We start from the raw sequence: 17,117 nt of genomic DNA, 5'->3' as shown, positions 1-17,117 counted from the left end.
ACTGGGCGATGGTGGCGCCGTTGTCGGCGTTCCACTCCCACACGTCCAGGACCTGGCCGGAGTGGCGGGCCTGGATGCGGTAGTAGCCGCCGCCGGAGTCGAGGAACCGGAACTGCTGATTCTCGGCGCCGGTGTCGTTGTACTGGATGATCTCGGCACCCGGTTCGGTCGACATGTCGAGGACGTCGAGCGCCAGACCGGAGTGGCGGCTGATGATCTTGTACCAGACGCCGGTCTCGACCGCGTTCGCCTGCGGCATCGCGAAGAACGTGACCGCCGCGCCGGTGACGGCGACGGCCACGGCGCTGATGAGAAGTATGAGTTTCTTTCTGAGGCGGAGGGCCATGAAAGGCTCCTTATAGGACTTGAAGGACGGTTTGATGAAACGTTCAAATTCACCGTTCGATGGGCGGGGATCACTGAGCAGGGGATCCCCGCCGTGCCGGGTCGGTGCTGTCGGGGAGTCACCTCCTCGTCCGAGGTTGGGGTTGGAACGTTTCAGGATTAATAGATATACATCACTATTGTTGATCGGTCAAGTTGCCCCTGAGCTGCCCCCGGACGCCGATGCGGCGCCCGGGGGTCGAGTGGTGTCCACTTGATCGATGCACCGTGCAACTCGCCTGCACGGGCGCCGGGCCACCGCTGGTGCAGGCGGTGGTCCGAACGTCGTCGACGGCTCCGTCCGAGTCGCGTGGCCGGACAGGTAGCGCGCCTCAATAACATAAACAGCTATCGATGTGATGTCAATCAATATGATACGCGGACCTGAGGCGGAGTGCGGAACGCAGAACGGGGCGGCCGACGCCCTCCGACCGCCCCGAAACCGCTCAGTCCCGCTTGTACCCGACCACGAGCTCGGCGGCCAGTTGCTCGCAGAACAGCCCGATGTCGGTGATGACGCCGGTGGCCTGCCCCGACCCGCGGTCGGCCAGCTTCGTGACCGTCGCCGGGTTGATGTCGACGCTCACGAGCGGCACCTTCGCCGGCAGCAGGTTGCCGGTGGCGATGGAGTGCAGCATGGTGGCGACCATGATCGCGAAGCCCACCCCGGGCACCAGCGAGCGCATCGCTCGCTGTCCGTCGAGGACGTCGGTGTAGACGTCCGGCAGCGGCCCGTCGTCGCGGACCGATCCGACCAGCACGTACTGCCTGCCGTTCCTGACCATGGAATGCATGATGCCCTTGCGCAGGACCCCGGACGAGACGGAGTCGGCGATGGAGCCGCACGCGCGGATCTGGTTGATGGCGCGGATGTGGTGCTCGTGCCCGTGCGGGACGCCGTGGCCCTTGTCGAGGTCCACCCCGAGCGAGGTTCCGTACAGTGAGGACTCGATGTCGTGGGCGGCGAGGGCGTTGCCGGCGAAGAGGACGTCGACGTACCCCTCGTCGATGAGCGCCTCGAGCGCCTTGCCGGCGCCGGTGTGGACGATGGCCGGGCCGCAGACCCACAGGATCTTCTCACCGCGGGCCTTGACCTGGCGCATCTCCTCGGCGATCCGGCGGACCTGCAGCGCCTGTGGGCGCTCGGAGGAGACCCCGGAGGCCATGAACTCGAAGTTCGACGACTCGGGGTCGTCGCGCTCGGGCTCGGGCAGCGGAATCACCCGCACCCCCTCGCCGCCGCAGACGACCAGCTCGCCGGCGCGGACGTCGGAGACCGGCAGCGTGGTGGCCGTGGCGTGGTCGGCGGCGACGACGATGCCGCAGTCCATTTCGGGCCGGTCGACGTCGATCCAGCCCTCGCCCACCCGGACCTGGGTGTCGAAGTTGGTCGTGGAGTAGAAGTCCTCGGGGAACACCCCGTCGTTCGGGGCCGGCTTGAGGACGGCGACGCCGGGGTCCACGGGGTTGGCCCCGTGGGTCTGCAGGCGCATGACGATCCGCTCGAGCTGCTCGGGGGTCTCGGCCGAGACGGTGAGCTCGACGTGGGACTCGTCGGTGTGGTGGCGTCCCACGTCGAACCGGTCGATCGAGTAGGCCCCGGAGTACTCGAGGACGTCGTCCATGACGCGCGCGAACACGCCCTGGTCGATGAGGTGTCCGCGCAGCTCGACGGTCTTGCTGTGTTCCACGGCAGTTCCCTAACTGAGTCTTGTGAGGCCGCATTGAGCCTAACGCCCGGGAGGGGAGGTGGAACGGCGGCTCCCGCGGCTCCGCGCGTCGGGTCAGGCCCGCGCCGGGACGGCGGCGTCCTTGGCCGCCTGGACTTCCCCCGCCGAGGGCCAGCGCCTGATCGCCAGCGCCATCAGGCCCAGGCCCAGGACGCCCCAGGCTCCGACCACGTACGGCACCGGGACGCCCAGCTCGGCGACGGCCCCGACTGCGGCGATGGCGGCGCCCTGGGCCAGTTGCAGGCCGCCGTTGGCGGCGGCCATGATGCGGCCGCGCCATCCGTCGGGGATGCATTGGGCGAGCGTGGCGTTGAGCGGCGCCATGATCGCGGTCGACAGGCCGACCCCGACCGCGAGCACCAGGACTCCGGCCAGCGGCGGATCGAGCAGCGCGGTCGCCAGCACCACCGGCGCGGCGAACGCCAGCGGCCGGATGAGCCGGTCGCGCACCGGCGGCGGGACGAACCGGGTGAACACCAGCAGGCCCACGATGGCGGCGGCGGCGTCGACGGCCATGATCGTGCCCTGGGCGACCGAGCCGCCGTCGAGGTGCGCCGACCACAGCACCGCGACGCCTTCGGGGACGGCGGCCAGCGAGTAGAGACCCCAGATGGCCATGGAGACGGTGAGCAGGACGCGGTTGTCGCGCAGCATCTTGAGGCCCTCGCCGGTCTCCACCAGGACGTTGCGGCGATCCTCGCGCCGGTTGACCGAGGGCCGGTGCTTGACCAGCGCGGCGACGGTGACGCCGCTGGCGGCGAACAGGAGCGCGTTGATCGCCAGCGCCGCATAGGGGTCGATCGCGGCGAGCAGGCCGCCGGCGAGGTAGCCGACGATCTGGGCGGCGCCGGTGATGCTGAGGTTGAGGGCGATCGCCACCGACAGCGCCTCGCCGGTGAGGATCTGGGCGAGGGTGGCGGTGCGGGCGGCGGAGTAGGCCGGCTGCACGGCGGCGATGGCGAAGACGACGACCATCATGGCCGGTGCGGGCATCCCGGGGATCAGCAGCAGCGTGACCAGTGCGGCGCGGATGAGGTCGCACAGGACCATGACGTTCCGGTAGGCGTAGCGGTCGACTATCGCCCCGAGGACCTGGGCCAGGCCGAGGTAGGGCGCGAAGCTGATCGCGAAGGCCCCGGCGGCGAGCGCGGACGAGCCGGTGCTGCTCCACACCAGGAAGGTGACCGCGACGCGGTTGAGCATCGCGCCGGCGCTGGAGACGCAGTAGGCGGCCAGGAATCCCGCGGCCTCCCGGTTGCCGAACACGTCGCCGAAGGTGGGTTTGCGTTCGGCTTCGGGTTCGTCGGCGGGGTCTGCCGCCTCGGGCTGCTCGGGCTGGTCGGGGTTGCGCTTCGACACAGGACCTTCCTTGCCAATGTACGGCTCCACAGGCGTCGCCGGAGGGACAAGCCTGAAGGGGAGGTAAGCGACAATCCTCCGCGATTGCCGCAAGTGTCACTAGTCTGACGGCGCCGCTTCACACTGTCAAGAGCCCCAGGGGGTATAAAGCGCGCCAACCTGCCGGGCGCTCAAACGTCGCGGGGTGTGCAAAGTGTAGAAACGGGACTCGTCGGGCGCCGCCGGTACCCCCTCTCGGCACCGGTCACCGATCCGGCCTTGGAGTATAGTGCCAACGACGTTTGTAGGAATCACCTAACAGGAGTCGACGATGACCACCAGTTCCGACTGGATCGCCCGCGACGCCGCCGCCGTCTGGCACCCGTTCACCCAGCACGCCAACTGGATCGACGATCGGCCGACCGTGGTCGACCGCGCCGAGGGGCCGTGGCTGGTCGACGTCGACGGCCGCCGCTACCTCGACGGCGTATCTTCACTGTGGACGACGACACTCGGGCACTGCCACCCCGAGGTCAACGCCGCCGTCGCCGACCAGCTCGCCCGCCTGGACCACTCGACCTTCCTGGGCACCACCCACACCCCCGGCGTCGAACTCGCCGAGGCCCTCCTGGCCTCCGCCCCCGCCGGCGAGGGCCCGGAACTCACCAAGGTCTTCTACGCCGGCGACGGTTCGTCCGCCGTCGAGGCCGCTCTCAAGATCGCCTACCAGTACTCGACCCAGACCGGGCGGCCCCGCCCCAGGTTCGTCCGGCTCCAGCACGCCTACCACGGCGACACCCTCGGCGCCGTCGCCGTCGGCGGCCACGACCTCTTCCACGACACCTACAAGCCGCTCCTGCTCGAGACCGTCGGCGTCCCCTCGCCCGGCGACCGCGAGCTCGGGCCGGACCGCAACGCGACTGCCGCCGCCGCGCTCGAGGCGACCATGGCCGCCCAGGGCGACCAGGTCTGCGCGATCGTGGTCGAACCGATGATCCAGGGCGCCGCCGGAATGCTCGACTACGACGCCGAGTTCCTGCGCACCGCCAGGTCCCTGGCCGACGCCCACGGCGCCCTGCTCGTCTTCGACGAGGTCGCCACCGGCTTCGGCCGCACCGGCTCCATGTGGGCCGCCGACCACGCCGGCGTCGCCCCCGACCTCCTCACCTGCGGCAAGGGCATCACCGCCGGGTATCTGCCGCTGTCGGCCGTGCTCGCCGCCCAGCACGTCTACGACGCCTTCCTCGCCCGGCCCGGCGACACCGGACCGCGCACGTTCTTCCACGGCCACACCTACACCGGCAACCCGCTGTGCTGCGCAGCCGCGATCGCGGGCCTCCGCGTCATGGAAGAGCAGGACGTCGTCGCCCGGGCCGCGGGCCTGGGCGAACGCCTCGGCAAGCTCCTCGAACCCCTCGCCTCGCACGACGGAGTCGTGGAGGTCCGACGGCTCGGCACCATGATCGGCGTCGAGGTCGCGCCCGGAACGGCCCGGACCGGATTCGACGTCTGCCAGGCCGCCCGCGAGCGCGGCGTCTGGCTGCGCCCCCTGGGCGACACCGTCATCGTCATGCCGCCCTTGACCCTCGGCGAGAGCGAGACCGAACTGCTGGCCACCGCGCTCACCGAGGCGGTCGATGAGGTCCTCTCTTGAAGATCTGGGACCGGCTGGCGCGCAAGGCGCGACTGCGGGCGAAGGCCGGACTCGCACGCGAGGCGCGAGTCCGCACCGACGCGGTCGACCTGGCCGGCAACGACTACCTCGGCCTCAGCCGCGACCGGCGGGTCACCGCGGCGGCCGCGGCCGCGCTCGACGAGTACGGACTCGGTGCGAGCGGCTCCCGCCTCGTACGCGGCACCACCGATCTGCACGAGGCGTTCGAGAGCGACTTCGCCCGCCACGTCGGGGCCGAAACGGCCACCCTGTACTCCTCGGGGTACATGGCCAACCTCGGCGCGGTGGCCGCGCTGCCCGGCCCGGTGCTGCTGGACGCCCACGCCCATGCCTCCCTCCACGACGCCGCCAGGCTCGCCGGGTTCGGCTCGGGCACGTTCGCGCACAACGACCTCGACGATCTGGAGCGCGCACTGGCCGAGCTGCGGCCCGCGGTGGTGGCCGTCGAATCGGTGTACTCGGTCCTCGGCGACGCCGCGCCGCTGGCCGAGATCCGCGCCCTCGCCGCCGAACACGAGGCGCTGCTGCTGGTCGACGAGGCCCACGCCGTCGGCACCGTCGGCCCGGACGGCGCCGGGGGAGCGGTCGCGGCCGGTCTCGGGGGCGACCCCGGGGTGGTGGTCACCGCGACGCTCTCCAAGGCCCTGGGCTCGGCCGGGGGCGTCGTCGCCGGTCCGGTGGCCCTGCGCCGCCACCTGACCGACACCAGCCGCACCTTCATCTACGACACCGCACCGCCGCCCGCCGTGGTCGCCGGGGCCGGCGAGGCGCTGTCGATCGCGCGGAGCGCCGCCGAGGCCCGCGCCGAACTTCGCCGCCGCGCCGCCCGCGCCGCGGCCGACCTGGAGGCCCCGGTCCCGGCCGCCGGGGTCCTCTCACCGGCGGCCGGCGAGGCCCGCGCCGCCGCCGACTGGGCCGCCCGCTGCGGCGACCGGGGCGTGGCCGTGGGCTGCTTCCGGCCCCCGTCCACTCCCGACCACCGGTCCCGGCTGCGGCTCACCGTCAACACCGGCGTCGGGGCGGCCGACTTCGAGAAGGCGCTGCGGGTGGTCAAGGAGGAGCGGCCGTGATCGAGTTCGACGGTCCGGTGCTGGTCACCGGCACCGACACCGGCGTGGGGAAGACGATCGCGACCGCCGCGATCGCGGCGGGGCTCATGGCCGCGGGCGCCACGGTGGAGGTCGTCAAGATCGCCCAGACCGGCGACGATGACGACGCCGCCACCGCCGCCCGCCTCAGCGGCGCTCCGGCGCGCTGCCTCGCGTCCTATCCCGACCCGCTGGCGCCGTCGGCCGCGGCGCGCCGCAGCGGGCTCCCGGCGCTGAAACTCGCCGAGGCGGCCGACGCCGCCCGGGCCGCCACGGCGGACGCGGTGCTGCTCGAGGGCGCCGGCGGCCTGCTGGCCCCCCTCGGCGAGGGCGGCTGGCACGCGGGCGACCTGGCCGTCGAACTCGGCTGCCCGGCGGTCGTGGTCGCGCGCGCCGGTCTGGGCACCCTCAACCACACCGCGCTCACGCTCGAGGCCCTGGCCCGGCGCGAGGTAGCCGCCGCCGTGGTCATCGGCGCCTGGCCGCGCCGTCCGGGCCCGGCCGAGACCGAGAACCTGCGGGATCTGGAGGGCGAGCGTCTCGGCCGGATTCCCGCGGGCGCCGGCGACCTCGACCCGGAGGCGTTCCGCATGAGCGCCAAGGATTGGCTCGACCTCTGACCGGTTCGTCCGTCCTTTCAGATATCAGTCGATTTCAGTCTCTCTATTGACTGCGCTCCGTGTCAGCGGTAATCTCCCCGAAAACGTTTTCTGATTATTTCCGACACCGTGCCGTGCGCCGCCCCGCCGCGGCCGCCACCGGAGGACGATCATGCGGAGACGACTCCTAGCTCTGACCGGAACCACCCTGATGATCACCACCGCCGCCGTCACCGCCACCTCGCAGCCCGGCTCCGGCCAGAGCGACGAGGTCGACCCGACGGTCCTCACCGTCGACGTCTCGAAGCCGCTCAAGGAGGTCGACCACGCCGCCTCGGGCTCCCTCTACGGCATCGGAGACGACGGCTGGCCGCCCGACGAGTGGATCGCACCCACCAGCCCCAAGATGTTCACCCAGCCCCCGCCCGGCGCCACCCACCTTCCGAACGGCGAACCCGAACCGGTCGGCGACACCCTCGACGTCTGGGAGACCGCCTCCCGCAACGGCGCCACCGTCACCGTCCGCCTCCCCGACATCTTCCCGACCTTCCCCTACCAGTGGGAGGGCGAGGAATACTGGTACACCCAGGTCGAGCAGATGGTCACCGCCGTGCGGGATTCGGGAGCCGACAACATCTACGGCTACGAGATATGGAACGAACCCCAGTGGACCTGGGACGAGGAGTGGGGCGACTACTTCGAGATGTGGGACCGGACCTACCGGCTCATCCGCGAGCTGGACCCGGACGCGGACATCATCGGCCCCAGCTACGACCGCGACTACGAGAACGGCCTGCGCGAGTTCATGGAGCACGCCGCGGCCGCCGACACCGTGCCCGACATCGTCTCCTGGCACGAACTCGGACCGGTCGAGGGGCTCAACGTGGAGGAGCACGTCGAGTTCTACCGCGGACTCGAATCCGAACTGGGGCTGGATCCGCGGCCGATCAGCATCAACGAGTACGCCTCGCCCCGCGACGCCGGCGTCCCCGGCTGGCTCACCAGATACGTCGCCCGCATGGAACGCGCCGGCGTCGACACCGCCAACCTCGCCTTCTGGCACAAGCCCGGCCGCCTCTCCGACCTGCTCGCGCCCGCCGGAGGCGGCTCCGGCCCCACCACCGACCCGCGGCCGACCGGGAACTACTGGCTGTTCGACTGGTACGGCTCCATGACCGGTCACATGGTCGAGACCACCCCGCCGACCAACACCGGCCGCCACATCGAGATCGGCGAACCCGAACCGCTGCCGAGCGACCGCACCGCCGGGCGGGACGGATTCGGCAACGCCCTCGGACTGGGCGGCGACCACAACAACGCCTACGCCGAGCTGCCCGACGGCATAGCCGCCGACCTGGACGACTTCACCATCGCCACCTGGGTCAACCTCCGCACCGACTCCCAATGGGCGCGGGTGTGGGACCTGGGCACCGGCACCGACGCCAACATGTTCCTCACCGCCAACGACGGCGACGGCCCCCGCTTCGACCTCAACGTCGGCGGCACCACGCGGACCGTCGAGAGTCCCGACGGCGGACTGCCGACCGGCGAATGGGTCCACCTCGCGGTAGCCAAGACCGGGGACACCGCCGTGATGTACATCGACGGCGAACCGGTGGCCTCCAACGAGGACATGACGCTCAGCCCCGCCGACCTCGGACCGACCACCCGGAACTGGATCGGCGAATCCCAGTACTCGGCCGACCCGCTGCTCAACGGGACCGTCGACGAATTCCAGATCCACGACCGCGGACTGACCGCGGCCGAAATCCGGTCGCTGCTGGACTCGCCCGCCGGCGACACCGGGGGCGGCAACGTCGCCCGGTACCGGTTCGACGAGGACGGCGGCACCACCGCCGTCGACTCCTCCGGCAACGGCCGCGACGCCACGGTCGTCACCGCCACCACCGGCGTCGAGCGGATCCCGGCCCTCGAAGGCTTCGCCAGCGCCGACCCCGAGACCGGCACCGCGAAGGTCGTCTTCGGCGGCGGCGAAGGCGACATCCGGCTCCGGGTCGACGGCCTCCACGCGCTGCCCGACTTCGGCCGCAAGGCCAACGTGCAGGTCTACACCACCGAATGGACCGGCACCGACGGGGCCTCCGACGGCCCGGTCGCGCTGTTCGAGGGCACCTACAAGGTCGAGCACGGCTCGATCTCGGTGCCCGTGCAGGGCCTGAACGAGACCGACGCGTACCTCGCGGTCGTCACGCCCCCCGTGAAGGCGCCCGACTTCGCCGATCCGGTGCGCCGCCACGAGGCCGAGGACGCCGCGGCCTGGTGGCGGTGGGCCGAACCGGACCCGTTCGCCTCCCAGAACCGGTACGTCGAGCAGCGCCGCTGGAACCGCGACCTGATGTTCATAGTGGACGCCCCCACCGCCGGCGCCTACGACCTCGGCGTCCGGTACACCAATCCGGGCGAGGAATCCGCGTCCGGCACCCTCGAGGTGAACGGGCGGGAACACGAGCTCGCCTTCGAGCCGACCGATTCGGGCCGCCCGTTCGCGACCCATACGGCCCGGGCGGTCCTGAAGGAGGGCAAGAACCGGATCCGGCTCGACTTCGACGAGGTGGGGATCGACTACCTCGAGGCGACGCCGTTCAGCGAACGGTACGAGGCCGAGGACGGCGAATGGACCGGAGCCGACCTGGTCGAGGTCGACATGTCCGAGGGCAACTTCTTCGCGGCCTATTTCTCGGGCAGCGCCTACGTACGGGGCCTCGATTCTCCGGACAGCGCCCTGACCCTGCCGGTCACGGTTCCGGCCGCGGGCACCTACGAACTCACCATCGGCTACTCGACCGCCGGCGACGAGGAGGAACGCCGGGCCCAGACCGCCGCCGGCCACCTCCTGCGCGTCGACGACGGTCAGTGGCAGGAGGTCGATTACGCCCCGACCCAGTTCCGGGAAATGGTCGGTCTGACCAAGGTCACCGTCGAGCTCCCTGCGGGGGCGTCGACACTGACCTTCACCAAGGCGGACCGGCCGGGCACGGTCGATCTCGACTACATCGACGTCGAAGCGGCCCAATAGCCCCGAGGTGAGCGCCGCCGGAGGCGGCGCTCACCGCCCGGTCATCTCGCGACGATCCTGCGCGCCTCGGCCTCGATCCAGTCGCACCACTGATCGCCGTTCCACGCGCCGTGCCACTTCGGCCCGGGGCCAGGACGGTCGGAGAAGGTGCAGACCTCGCTGGGGCCGTTGCCGTCCGAGCAGGTGACACGGTACTGAGCAGGTGAGACGGCGGTGCGGAAGACGCTGAAGATCGCCGGTCCGCGCCGGAACTCGCCGAGGTTCACGTGCTCACCCATCGCAGAACCGGCCTTCGCCGTTGTAGAAGGTCATGAACGCCTTGGCCTCGACCCATTCGCGCCAGGCGTCGGAGGCGCCGCGCCAGGAGGGGCCCCACGTGGCGTGGAGTTCGCCGGAGTTCAGGCCGGAGACGACCAGGACGATGTCGCGGGCCGGGCCGGTGTGGACCTGGAAGGAGTCCGGGGCGTCGTCGCCGGAGACCCGGACGGTGTAGGAGCGGACGCCGTCGGTGAAGGAGCCTCGCTCCAGATCGGCGCGGTTCGGTGTAACGGATTTGGTCTTGCCTGTCGCGTGGGCGACAATGGGTGCTGACACGGTGGATACCTCCGTTGTCTCAAGACCGGGGCGGGCGCAGGTTGGTAGCCGAGTCTCCCGCCCCGGTCGGTTTCTGTGGAGGGCATGAAGTGTCCGTTTCCGAGAACTCTGTCGCCAGAATCCCGAACTGGACCTCATGCGCTTGCTTGGTATCATGGCACACATGATTGCGCTAAGCAATATTGCTTGGCTCGATTTGGTCCAGAAATTCTGTCGGCAGCCTGACAGAGATGTGGAGAGGCGATGGCAATCATCACCGGTCCTGGTCCGTCCCTTCGTTCGCAGTGGCTCGGTGAGAAGCTCCGAGAGCTTCGGGTCGCCAAGAAGATGTCGTTGCGGGTCGCGGGCGAGTACCTCCAGCGCGATGCGAGCACCATGAGCCGCTACGAAAGCGGTGAGTATCCGCTCCGACGAGCGGACCTGGTGGCGCTCATGACGCTGTACGACGTGTCCGACCCCAAGGCGCGGGCCGACCTCGAACAGATCTGCGAGGACGCCTGGCAGCGGGATTGGTGGGACCGGCACAAAGCGGACTTCGGCAAGGATTTCATCAACCTGCCTTGGCTCGAGAGTCGAGCGAACCGAATCTGCAAGTACCAGCAGATGGTCGTGGAAGGGTTGCTGCAAACCCGAGACTATGCCGAGATGCTCATCAGGAAGGCCGAAGAAGGCCACGCGCTGGAGGAGCAGATCGAGCGGTGGGTCGATCTGAGGATGGACCGACAGCAGGTCCTCGGCGGAGAGGCGCCCGTAGAGCTTTCGGTGATTCTTGAAGAGTATGTGCTGGACCGCGCGGTAGGCGGGCCGGAGGTTTGGAGGCGGCAACTTAAGCGACTGCTCTCCGAGTGCCTCAGAGACAATGTCGAGATACGCATCATGCCGGCCGATCGAGCTCCGCACGCTGGCCATCTGGGGAGCTTCATGCTCTTCGAAATGCCGGACCCGTACCCGCGAGTGGCTCACCTCGACACGCTCGCCGGTTCGCTGTTCGTGGAGGATCCGAAAGTTCAGCGCGTAGTCCAGGTGTGGGAAGATCTGAGTGCAGAGGCGCTCGATCCCGAGCGATCGGCAGAGCTCATCACCGCGCGAATCGAGGAGATGAAATGAGCACCGAACAGCAGCTCTCACCAGGTGAGCTGGCTGGTATCCGTTGGCACATCAGCACCCGCAGCCCCGACAACGGCGGTCAGTGCGTGGAGGCCGGACCGCTCGGCGACGGCTCGGGGCGGATCGCGGTGCGTCACTCCCACCACCCTGAGGGTTCGGTCATCGTCTACACCCGTGCCGAGTGGGACGCCTTCATCGCCGGAGTCAAGGACGACGAGTTCGACTTCTGAGCGACGGCCCGTTGCTCAGACTCGATCACCACTCGCAAGCACCGCTCACCTCATCGCGACTATGAGCGGGCTCGGCATCCTGAACGAGAGGTTCGGGTCGCTCACCGGCGGCGAGAGCACCTCGCAGCGCCGCAGCAGCGGCGCCAGCTCGGCGATCACCACCTCCGACTCCATCCGTGAGAGCTGGCTGCCCAGGCAGCGGTGCGCCCCGGCCCCGAATGCCAGGTGCTTCCGGGAACCGCGCTGGCCCGGGACCATCTCCGCGGGGCACTCACCGACCTCGGCACCGGCCGCGGCCAGCCAGACCAGGATCGACTCCCCGGCCTTGACCGGCACGTCGCCGATCGCCGCGTCCACCGCCGCCACCCGCCGCCACGAGGTGATCGACGAGTGCAGCCGCAGGCCCTCCTCCACGATCCGCTCCGGGCGGTGGTCGAGGAGCTCCGGGGTGCCGATGAGCTCGTGGGCCAGGAGCGTCAGGAACTGCGACGTGGTCTCCTGCCCCGCCACCAGGAGGAAGAACAGGGCCGCGGTCGCGGCGTCCTCCCCGTGCTCGTCGCGCACCTCCGCGACCGCGCCCCCGGCGCGGGCCGTCCAGGAGCGCAGCAGCCGATGGTAAGGCCCGACGATCCGCGCCAGCTCCATTTGGCGGTCCGGATCCGGACGGCCCCAGAACAGCTCCAGGGCCGCCCTGGAGAAGCGCTTCACCTCGCCGGTCGCGCCGACCTCCAGGCCCACCAGCCGCGCCAGTGCGGCCAGCGGCACCTCCGAGGACACCTCCGCGTCCAGGTCCACCGCCTCCCCGGCGCGAAGCCGCCACGCCAGGCCCGCCACCCGCCGCCGCACCAGACCGGTCAGCCACGGCCGCAGGGCCGCGACCCGGTCGGGCCGGAAGACCTCGCCGAACACCGCCCGGATCCGCTCGTGGCCGGCGGTGTCGTTGTTGGCCAGCGTCGGCGGCAGCCGGAACCGGTGCCTGGTCAGCTCCCGCAGCACCGCCGGCGGCAGCGGCGTGACCGCGTCGAGCGCGTTGGCGGGGGAGAACCGCTCGTTGTCGGCCAGCACCCGCTTCGCCAGGCGGTGCGAGGCCACCACCACCTGTCCTTCCTGGCGGAACACGCCGGCCGTGGGCCTGGGATGTTTCCACAGCTCGAACAGCACGTGCGGAGCCTACCTCCCCCAAAGGGACGAGCCTTGCTCACGGTAATCTGCAGGAAGTCCTCCGACGCCTCCCGGCGAAACCACGCCTCCCCGCCCCGGCGAGGCGCCAACCGGTCCCAGCCGAGGGGCGGCGGAGCCAGGCCCGATTCGACGCTCGAGCGAAGGAGCAAGTCCGTTGCAGGAGTACTCCTCCCAAGCCGCCTATGACCGAGGAGAGGCCGTCTGCGTCATCGGCGCCGGAGCCTCGGGTCTGATCGCGGTCAAGAACCTCCGCGAGAACGGCTTCGAAGTGGACTGCTACGAGCGCGACACCGTCCTCGGCGGCCTGTGGAACCCCGAGAACCAGCACTGCCCGCTCTACCCCAACACCCACCTGGTCACCTCCCGCGCCCTGACCGAGATCCCCGACTTCCCCATGCCCGACCACTGGCCGGACTACCCGTCGGCGGCGCTGATGCTCGAATACCTCAAGTCCTACGCCGCCCATTTCGGCCTGGGCGAGCACATCTGGTACGGCTCGGAGATCTCCCACGTCGAACCGGTGGAGGGATCCCGCTTCGAAGTGGTCGTCAAGCCCGCCGCCGGCTCGGCGGCACGGCGGCTCCGCTACGGCGCGGTCATCGTCGCCACCGGACACCACTGGGTCCCGAACCTGCCCTCCTACCCCGGGCAGGACCGCTTCCGCGGCACCGTCCTCCACTCCTCGCAGCTCAAGGACGGCTCCCGCCTGCGCGGCAAGAAGGTCCTCGTCGTCGGCGGCGGCAACTCCGGTGTCGACATCGCCTGCGAGGCCGCCGTGGGCGCCGCCCGCTGCGTCCACTCGACCCACCGCGGCTACTGGTACCTGCCCAAATACCTCGGCGGCGAACCCTCCGACTACGCACTGGCCCGGCTCAACCGGCGGCGGCCCCGCTGGCTGCGGCGGTTCCTCACCGACCGGCTCCTCAAGGGGCCCCGGCGGCTCGCCGACCGCATGGGCATGGACCGGCCCGAGCACGGCCACACCGACGAGGAGCCGATCCGCAACGGCCGATACCTGGAGCACGTCGGCGACGGCTCGATCGAGCGCCGCCCCGAGATCACCCGCTTCGACGGGCTGGAGGTCGGGTTCGCCGACGGCACCGAGATGCGGCCCGACGTGGTCGTCCTCGCCACCGGATACCGCCCCAAGATCACCTGCGTGCCCGCCGGACTGCTCGGCGCCGACGGGGACCCCGATCACCCGAAGCTGCTGGCGCGCATGTTCTCCCCGCGCGTCGAGACGCTCGCCGTGGCGGGCCTGGTCGAGCCGGGCGCCGGCGTCCTGCCGATGGTCCACTGGCAGACGCACGCCATCTCGCACTGGCTCACCATCCGCCGAGGCGATCCCGAGCGCGCCGCGAACTTCCGCCAGCAGGTCGTCAGCGAGTCGGCCCAGTACGAACTCGAATCGAACGGCACCTCCCCGCGCCACGCACTCGCCGTCGACGCCGAGGAATACCTGGCGAGCCTCGGCCGCATCATCGACACCCTCGAACAGGAGCCCGCTTCGTGAGCCTGCAAACCTGGGTCAGCCGCACCCGCGCCCCCGAACCCGTCTCGGTCAAGCGCGAGACGGCCGTCGTCGAGCCCGCCGACCTGCTCGACGCGGATTACCGGGACGATCCCGACGCCAGCCCGGTGCTGTGCTGCACCGGCGATCCGGCCGGGGCCGCGGCCTTCGGCGCTCTGTGGCTCAAACGCATCGCCACCGACGGCCGCTACGCGGCGGCCGTCAGCGTCCGCGGCCAGGGCAGCACCCCGGCCGCCGCCGGCGGGACCGGCGCGTTCGTCCACGACGTGGTGCAGGCGGCGATCGGCCTCCCGCGGCGGACGGTGCTCATCGGCCACGGCCACGGCGCCGCCTGGTGCGCGGAGGCCGCCGCCCGCTACCCGGCCGCGGCGCTGGTGATGGTGGCGCCCAAGAAGCTGCCGAAGCGGATACCGAAGCCGGTCGGGTCGCCGCCGGTGATGCTGGCGGTCAGCGAGGCCGACTCGCAGTCGAAGAGGGTCCAGGCGGTCACCGAGGCCTACGGCATCGCCCCGCTGACCTTCCCGGGCTCCGGCGACGAGGTCTTCAAGGGACCGAACGCCGAAGGCCTGCTGGACGCCGTCCTCTCCTGGCTGAACCGCGGCTAAGACGACCGCGCCGTTGCCGTCGTCCTCCGAGTGGTCCTCCCTCAGGCGGCTGATCAGCATCCACACGCCGAGGACGAACACGCCGAACCCGATCAGGCGCCCCGGGTTCGTGCCGAACGGCGCGAATTCGGGCCGCACCAGCAGCACCAGGCCGCCGATCAGGAACAGCACCCCGCCGATCGCCGGCAGGCTCGGCCACGGCACCGGCGGCGGCTCGGGGGCGACGTAGTCCTCCTCGTCCTCGTCCTCCGGCAGCTCGGCGTCCCACAGCTCCAGCAGCGTCGGCTCGTCCTCCTCGGCGGGAGGCGGGGACGGCGGCGTCATCGGCTCGGCCTGGCCGGGCGAGCGGTCCGGGTTGAGGTCGCGGATCAGCTCGTTGAACCGCCGGTCGACGTCCTCGGGGCGCATCTCGCCGCCGGGCTCGGGTTCCTCTTCGCGGTCGGTCATCTGGCACCTCGGGTATCGGCCAATTGCCTGGTCATGAACTCGACGGTTCCGGAGAAAATCGTCTCCGCGTCGTAATCCAGGGTCGCTACATGGTAGCTGCGCGGCAGGACGGTCGACTCCACATCCTTCGAGCGCACCCCGGCGCGGATCACGGCGCTGTTCCGCGGGTGGACCACATGGTCGACCGTACTGGTGAAGATGCGGATCGGCAGCGTGATCCGCGGCAGGTCGGTGCGGGTGAGCTTCCACAACCGGCGGGCGGACGCGAAAGCCGCCAGCGGGGTCCGGTCGCTGGTCTTCTCCCGCACGTCGGGTTTGGCCAGGTCGGAGCCGATCGAGCCCACGCTCGGCACGACGAACCGCAGCATCGGGGCCAGGAACCCGTTGGGCTTGTCGTCGTAGATGGCCGGATTGACCAGCGCCAGTCCGCTCAGGTCGCCGCCGCGCATCTCGGCCAGCCGCAGCGCCAGCGAACCGCCCAGCGACAGGCCCCCCGCGAACACGGGACGGCCGAACCCCAGCGCCAGATCCAGGCCCCGCTCGACCTCGCCGTACCAGTCGGTCCAGCGCGTCTTGGCCAACTGCCGCCAGGGCAGGCCGTGGCCGGGCAGCAGCGGGCACACCACGTTGAATCCGGCGTCGCGCAGGTGCTCCCCCCAGGGGCGCAGGCTCGACGGGTCGCCGGTGAAGCCGTGGCACAGCAGCATCGTGGCCTCGGCGTCGGGTCCGACGTCGAACGTGAACGCCTCTGAGCCGTCTGCCACCGCGCCTCCAGTCAGTCGTGATGCCGCCGCCCAATTCTCGCACGATGGACCCGGTTTCGGCGAGCGCGGACCCGTGGCCCCGCGGGAAGGTGAACGCGCGCTATACGCTTGAGTCCGTGATTTACCGGGTGTTGAAGGCGGTGCTGGGCCCGCTGCTGTGGGCGATCTGGCGGCCCCAGGTCGAGGGCCTCGACCGCGTGCCCGATTCGGGCGCGGCGATCCTCGCCAGCAACCACCTCGCGGTGTTCGACTCGGTGTTCCTGCCCCTGGTGATCAACCGGCACATCACCTTCATCGCGAAGGAGGAGTACTTCACCGGAACCGGTTTCAAGGGCCGGCTGACCCGCGTGTTCATGGGCCTGGTGGGCGCCGTTCCGGTGGACCGGACCGGTGGGGACGCCGCCGACGACGCCCTCGGCACCGGCAGGCGGGTGCTCTCGGAGGGTCGGCTGTTCGGGATCTACCCGGAGGGGACGCGCTCGCCCGACGGGCGGCTCTACCGCGGCAAGACCGGCGTGGCGCGGCTGGCGCTCCAGGCCGGCGCGCCGGTGGTGCCGGTGGCGATGCTCAACACCGGCGAGCTGCAGCCGATCGGCAAGCGGCTCCCGGGCCGCGGCCGGGTGCGGATCAAGATCGGGCGATCGCTGGACTTCTCCCGTTACGAGGGCATGGTCGGCGACCGCACCGTCGAGCGGGCGGTCACCGACGAGGTCATGGACGCGCTCCGTGAACTCTCGGGCCAGGACTACGTCGACGAATACGCCGCCAAGGTCAAAGAGAAAGGCCAGGGGTCCTAGCCCCGGCCC

General features: G+C 70.6%; 16 protein-coding genes. 9 read left to right on the top strand and 7 right to left on the bottom strand.

The genetic code is table 11. The features are described from left to right. The 3 genes from CUT39_RS20770 to CUT39_RS10540 form a co-directional block, all read right to left on the bottom strand. The coding region (locus tag CUT39_RS20770) for an RICIN domain-containing protein (protein WP_198587047.1) at positions 1-346 on the bottom strand (346 nt) is incomplete at its 3' end. Positions 347-830: 484 nt separating this feature from the next. Further along, entirely contained in the window at positions 831-2,075 is a 1,245-nt protein-coding gene (locus CUT39_RS10545) for an ornithine cyclodeaminase, nickel-pincer nucleotide-dependent (RefSeq protein WP_100446301.1), read from the bottom strand. A gap of 93 nt (positions 2,076-2,168) precedes the next feature. Then, positions 2,169-3,473, bottom strand: coding sequence for an MFS transporter (locus CUT39_RS10540; protein WP_100446299.1), 1,305 nt, complete (start codon positions 3,471-3,473; stop codon positions 2,169-2,171). 310 nt (positions 3,474-3,783) lie between these two features. On the opposite strand from CUT39_RS10540, the gene bioA reads away from it, so the two are divergent. The 4 genes from bioA to CUT39_RS10525 all read left to right on the top strand — a co-directional run bounded on the left by bioA (position 3,784) and on the right by CUT39_RS10525 (position 9,851). Continuing rightward, a complete protein-coding gene (gene bioA / locus CUT39_RS10535; RefSeq protein WP_100446297.1) occupies positions 3,784-5,106 on the top strand; it encodes an adenosylmethionine--8-amino-7-oxononanoate transaminase in 1,323 nt (440 codons plus the stop codon). Beyond that, entirely contained in the window at positions 5,103-6,197 is a 1,095-nt protein-coding gene (locus tag CUT39_RS19995; protein WP_114149493.1) for an aminotransferase class I/II-fold pyridoxal phosphate-dependent enzyme, read from the top strand. Before bioA ends, CUT39_RS19995 begins: the two co-directional genes overlap by 4 nt. A 17-nt stretch (positions 6,198-6,214) precedes the next feature. Further along, a complete protein-coding gene (bioD, locus tag CUT39_RS19990; protein WP_114149494.1) occupies positions 6,215-6,835 on the top strand; it encodes a dethiobiotin synthase in 621 nt (206 codons plus the stop codon). 151 nt (positions 6,836-6,986) lie between these two features. Next, complete coding sequence (locus CUT39_RS10525) at positions 6,987-9,851, top strand: LamG-like jellyroll fold domain-containing protein (protein ID WP_100446295.1); 2,865 nt, start codon at positions 6,987-6,989, stop codon at positions 9,849-9,851. Positions 9,852-9,892: 41 nt separating this feature from the next. Here the strand turns inward: CUT39_RS10525 and CUT39_RS10520 are convergent, their stop codons facing one another. Beyond that, positions 9,893-10,129, bottom strand: a complete 237-nt coding sequence (locus tag CUT39_RS10520) for a hypothetical protein (protein WP_157930597.1) — start codon at positions 10,127-10,129, stop codon at positions 9,893-9,895. Next, positions 10,122-10,445, bottom strand: a complete 324-nt coding sequence (locus CUT39_RS10515) for a hypothetical protein (RefSeq protein WP_100446291.1) — start codon at positions 10,443-10,445, stop codon at positions 10,122-10,124. The genes CUT39_RS10520 and CUT39_RS10515 overlap by 8 nt, the downstream gene beginning before the upstream one ends. Positions 10,446-10,688: 243 nt before the next feature. On the opposite strand from CUT39_RS10515, the gene CUT39_RS10510 reads away from it, so the two are divergent. Next, positions 10,689-11,552 carry a helix-turn-helix domain-containing protein gene (locus CUT39_RS10510; protein WP_100446289.1) on the top strand — a complete coding sequence of 288 codons (864 nt, stop codon included), beginning with the start codon at positions 10,689-10,691 and terminating at the stop codon, positions 11,550-11,552. Next, positions 11,549-11,782 (top strand): DUF397 domain-containing protein, encoded by a 234-nt coding sequence (locus CUT39_RS10505; protein WP_100446288.1) that lies wholly within the window; start codon positions 11,549-11,551, stop codon positions 11,780-11,782. The genes CUT39_RS10510 and CUT39_RS10505 overlap by 4 nt, the downstream gene beginning before the upstream one ends. Before the next feature lie 45 nt (positions 11,783-11,827). Here CUT39_RS10505 and CUT39_RS10500 read toward each other — a convergent pair whose 3' ends face one another. Continuing rightward, positions 11,828-12,943, bottom strand: coding sequence for a cytochrome P450 (locus CUT39_RS10500; protein ID WP_100446286.1), 1,116 nt, complete (start codon positions 12,941-12,943; stop codon positions 11,828-11,830). Between the two features lie 175 nt (positions 12,944-13,118). Here CUT39_RS10500 and CUT39_RS10495 point away from each other — a divergent pair, with 175 nt between their 5' ends. Both CUT39_RS10495 and CUT39_RS10490 read left to right on the top strand, forming a co-directional pair. Next, positions 13,119-14,477, top strand: coding sequence for a flavin-containing monooxygenase (locus CUT39_RS10495; RefSeq protein WP_100446284.1), 1,359 nt, complete (start codon positions 13,119-13,121; stop codon positions 14,475-14,477). Beyond that, positions 14,474-15,100 carry a hypothetical protein gene (locus CUT39_RS10490; protein WP_100446282.1) on the top strand — a complete coding sequence of 209 codons (627 nt, stop codon included), beginning with the start codon at positions 14,474-14,476 and terminating at the stop codon, positions 15,098-15,100. Before CUT39_RS10495 ends, CUT39_RS10490 begins: the two co-directional genes overlap by 4 nt. A 443-nt stretch (positions 15,101-15,543) precedes the next feature. Here the strand turns inward: CUT39_RS10490 and CUT39_RS10480 are convergent, their stop codons facing one another. After that, positions 15,544-16,311, bottom strand: a complete 768-nt coding sequence (locus tag CUT39_RS10480; protein ID WP_198587045.1) for an alpha/beta hydrolase — start codon at positions 16,309-16,311, stop codon at positions 15,544-15,546. Positions 16,312-16,427: 116 nt separating this feature from the next. Between CUT39_RS10480 and CUT39_RS10475 the strand changes: the two genes are divergently transcribed. After that, on the top strand, positions 16,428-17,108 hold the full coding sequence (locus CUT39_RS10475; RefSeq protein WP_100446280.1) for a lysophospholipid acyltransferase family protein: 681 nt from the start codon (positions 16,428-16,430) through the stop codon (positions 17,106-17,108). Positions 17,109-17,117 lie beyond the last annotated feature (9 nt).

This window comes from Glycomyces xiaoerkulensis (assembly GCF_002798405.1).
Classification (GTDB): domain Bacteria; phylum Actinomycetota; class Actinomycetes; order Mycobacteriales; family Micromonosporaceae; genus Glycomyces; species Glycomyces xiaoerkulensis.
The sequence above is the reverse complement of the archived record's forward strand: the minus strand, read 5'-3'. Positions and strand labels throughout refer to the sequence as shown.

Coding starts and splice junctions, on each gene's coding strand:
- bioA (WP_100446297.1), top strand. CDS start 3,784: ATGACCACCAGTTCCGACTGGATCGCCCGCGACGCCGCCGCCGTCTGG.
- CUT39_RS10525 (WP_100446295.1), top strand. CDS start 6,987: ATGCGGAGACGACTCCTAGCTCTGACCGGAACCACCCTGATGATCACC.
- CUT39_RS10520 (WP_157930597.1), bottom strand. CDS start 10,129: ATGGGTGAGCACGTGAACCTCGGCGAGTTCCGGCGCGGACCGGCGATC.
- CUT39_RS10510 (WP_100446289.1), top strand. CDS start 10,689: ATGGCAATCATCACCGGTCCTGGTCCGTCCCTTCGTTCGCAGTGGCTC.
- CUT39_RS10505 (WP_100446288.1), top strand. CDS start 11,549: ATGAGCACCGAACAGCAGCTCTCACCAGGTGAGCTGGCTGGTATCCGT.